Origin of the sequence: Streptococcus mitis, assembly GCF_001579035.1 — a bacterium.
GTDB classification, from domain to species: Bacteria; Bacillota; Bacilli; order Lactobacillales; family Streptococcaceae; genus Streptococcus; species Streptococcus mitis_J.
The window spans coordinates 124,956-127,275 of the sequence record NZ_KQ970285.1 but is presented as its reverse complement, the minus strand read 5'-3'; the positions used below and the strand labels follow the sequence as shown (position 1 = coordinate 127,275).

Sequence of the window (2,320 nt, the reverse complement as noted above, 5' to 3'; positions counted from 1 at the left end):
CATTTTCAGGAAATTTTCACAATTCGTTCGTTTTTATAACCAAAATTATGAATTTTTTAACTTTAAAATCAGGAAAATATTTTGGTCTTCTGCATGTTATTATATTGTATTAAAAACTGAAATTCGGAAATGAATTTGGATAAAATCTTTTTATTTTGAAAAGTAGATAACTTTGATACCTAAAAGGAACTATTCTACTATTTTTAAACAAAACATTCGTAAAATAAATATACAAAAATCTTTAGGTTTTTAGCTTTTTTTCTTCCAAAAAAGAGAACCTGTCAGTTAAATGCCCAGATTCTCTGATAGCTTTCTAGCAGAGCCCAACAGAACCAGACCCTATCTCTCATATGCACTATTCTCTTAAAATTCAAAGGCAAAACACGCCAGAGGCGCCTCACCGTAGAAATATGACTGACTTCCACATCCTAATTACGACCTAAAAGTGTTAGCATTCTCTGGCTGATCTGCCTGTTGCAACTAACAACTAAAGCTAAAATAAAACATGCTACCTCATTTTGGCAACATGTCATCTGTTCCTATTTACAGCAATGCCTCAAACTCAGCGACGGTTATCCCCAATTGCTGGCTGGCAACCTCGGAAGTCAAAAGACCTTGGTGGACTAAATTTGCTAACATGGCGAAACTACCTTCAACTTTCCCACACTCTAAACCTTTTTCAATACCTTCCGCTCGGCCTCGTTCCAGTCCTTGTTCAATACCACGTTCCAACCCCTGTTCAATACCTTCTGCCCTAGCTGTTTCCAAGGCATAGTCCTGCGCTAACAAGGCTTGTTCTTCTCGCATACGTAGTTGACTAAACATTTTCCTGTCCTCCTCGGACCAGCTCTTGTAGTCTAGCAGTTGGTCTGCTTGGCTGATGGCTCGCTCGGGTTGCTGAGTAAAGGGCTTGTTCCCAAAAAACTCCAACCATGGTTTGCGAATGCTATCTTTGCTGGTTTCTCTGTATTTTTTTAGGTCTTATTTATGATGGTTCTTCAATAGCGCTTCAAACTCCGCTACGGACATACCCAGTTGCTGACTCGCAACCTCGGAAGTCAGAAGACCTTGGCGAACCATATCTAGGAAGGTCAAGAGTTTCCCTCGCTCCAGTCCCTGTTCAAGGCCCTCTGCTCGTCCTCGTTCAATACCACGCTCTAAACCTTGTTCAAGACCTTTTTCAATACCTTCCGCCCTAGCTGTTTCCAAGGCATAGTCATGCGCTAGTAAAGCTTGTTCTTCTCGCATACGTAGTTGGCTAAACATTTTCCTGTCCTCCTCGGACCAGCTCTTGTAGTCCAGCAGTTGGTCTGCTTGACTGATGACTCGCTCGGGTTGTTGGGTAAAGGGTTTATTCCCAAAAAACTCCAACCAGGGCTTGCGAACCTCGTCTTTGCTGGTTTCTCTGTATTTTTTTAATTCCAAGAATGCCATCTTGACCAGATGGTTTTCTTGACCATTGTTTGTGATAGTTAAGACCTCACCTGTCGTGTCCTCGCGCATACTAAAACTATGGAAAGCCAAGTCATCTTGGAAATAATTACTGTCCACAATTGCAATTGCGTAAACAGGTGCGATGTGTTTGTAACTCTGGTGTGTATCACCTTCTCGTTGGCGAATTTTTTCGAGGTTTTGATTGATCTGACTGCACAGGTAAGCCCATAAACGATTGATGAAAAAATTCTGATGATGCACCTGAATTTCAATGATAACTTGGGTGCCATTGTCCAACTCCGCCAAAACATCTATACTGGTATAGAAGTCCTGCGCCGAGTACGGCAGGGAAGGCAAGACATGAATGTTACTTCCCTCCAAAATGGTTACATTTTTGGCTGGCAAGTCCAGCATATCGCGAATAAATTGACAAGTGATTTCTGGATTGCTGAAAATTTTCTTAGCTACCAAGTCATTAGTTGGGCTAATACCCGGATGACGTAATGTCATATTTCTTCTCCTTTCATTATAGCACATTTTTAAATCTAGGTTTACTAGATTCACTGCTACTATCTATTTATTCGGAAAAGAAATGAGTTGTTAAGATATTTTATCTTGTTTCAACTAAAATATGAGTTTGATCAATCAGCTGTCCATCAACAGTCAGATTCAGATAGAAATCTAAGGTCTTATCGGCAGCAAAATACAGGGTTGGTATGGTCAAATCTTTTTTGCTTTCCCCACCTTGAAACGCAAGGACTTGAATCTCGTCCTGATAGACGACACCATGGACACCTGTCCCCGGTTGAATCGAAATCTTAGCCTCCAAAGGAGTGTTACATTCGCTAACATGTACTAGTATATTAGATACCCCCCTCTTATTAAC

General features: G+C 40.8%; 1 protein-coding gene and 2 pseudogenes. All 3 read right to left on the bottom strand.

The features are described from left to right. Nucleotides 1-543: 543 nt before the first annotated feature. Nucleotides 544-981 (bottom strand): annotated as a pseudogene (locus SMIDD26_RS00605) (hypothetical protein); the annotation flags it as partial. Beyond that, nucleotides 982-1,944, bottom strand: coding sequence for an Rpn family recombination-promoting nuclease/putative transposase (locus tag SMIDD26_RS00600; RefSeq protein ID WP_061438601.1), 963 nt, complete (start codon nt 1,942-1,944; stop codon nt 982-984). It abuts the pseudogene before it with no gap. A gap of 100 nt (nt 1,945-2,044) precedes the next feature. Next, nucleotides 2,045-2,320: pseudogene (locus SMIDD26_RS00595) on the bottom strand (alpha-L-fucosidase); the annotation flags it as partial.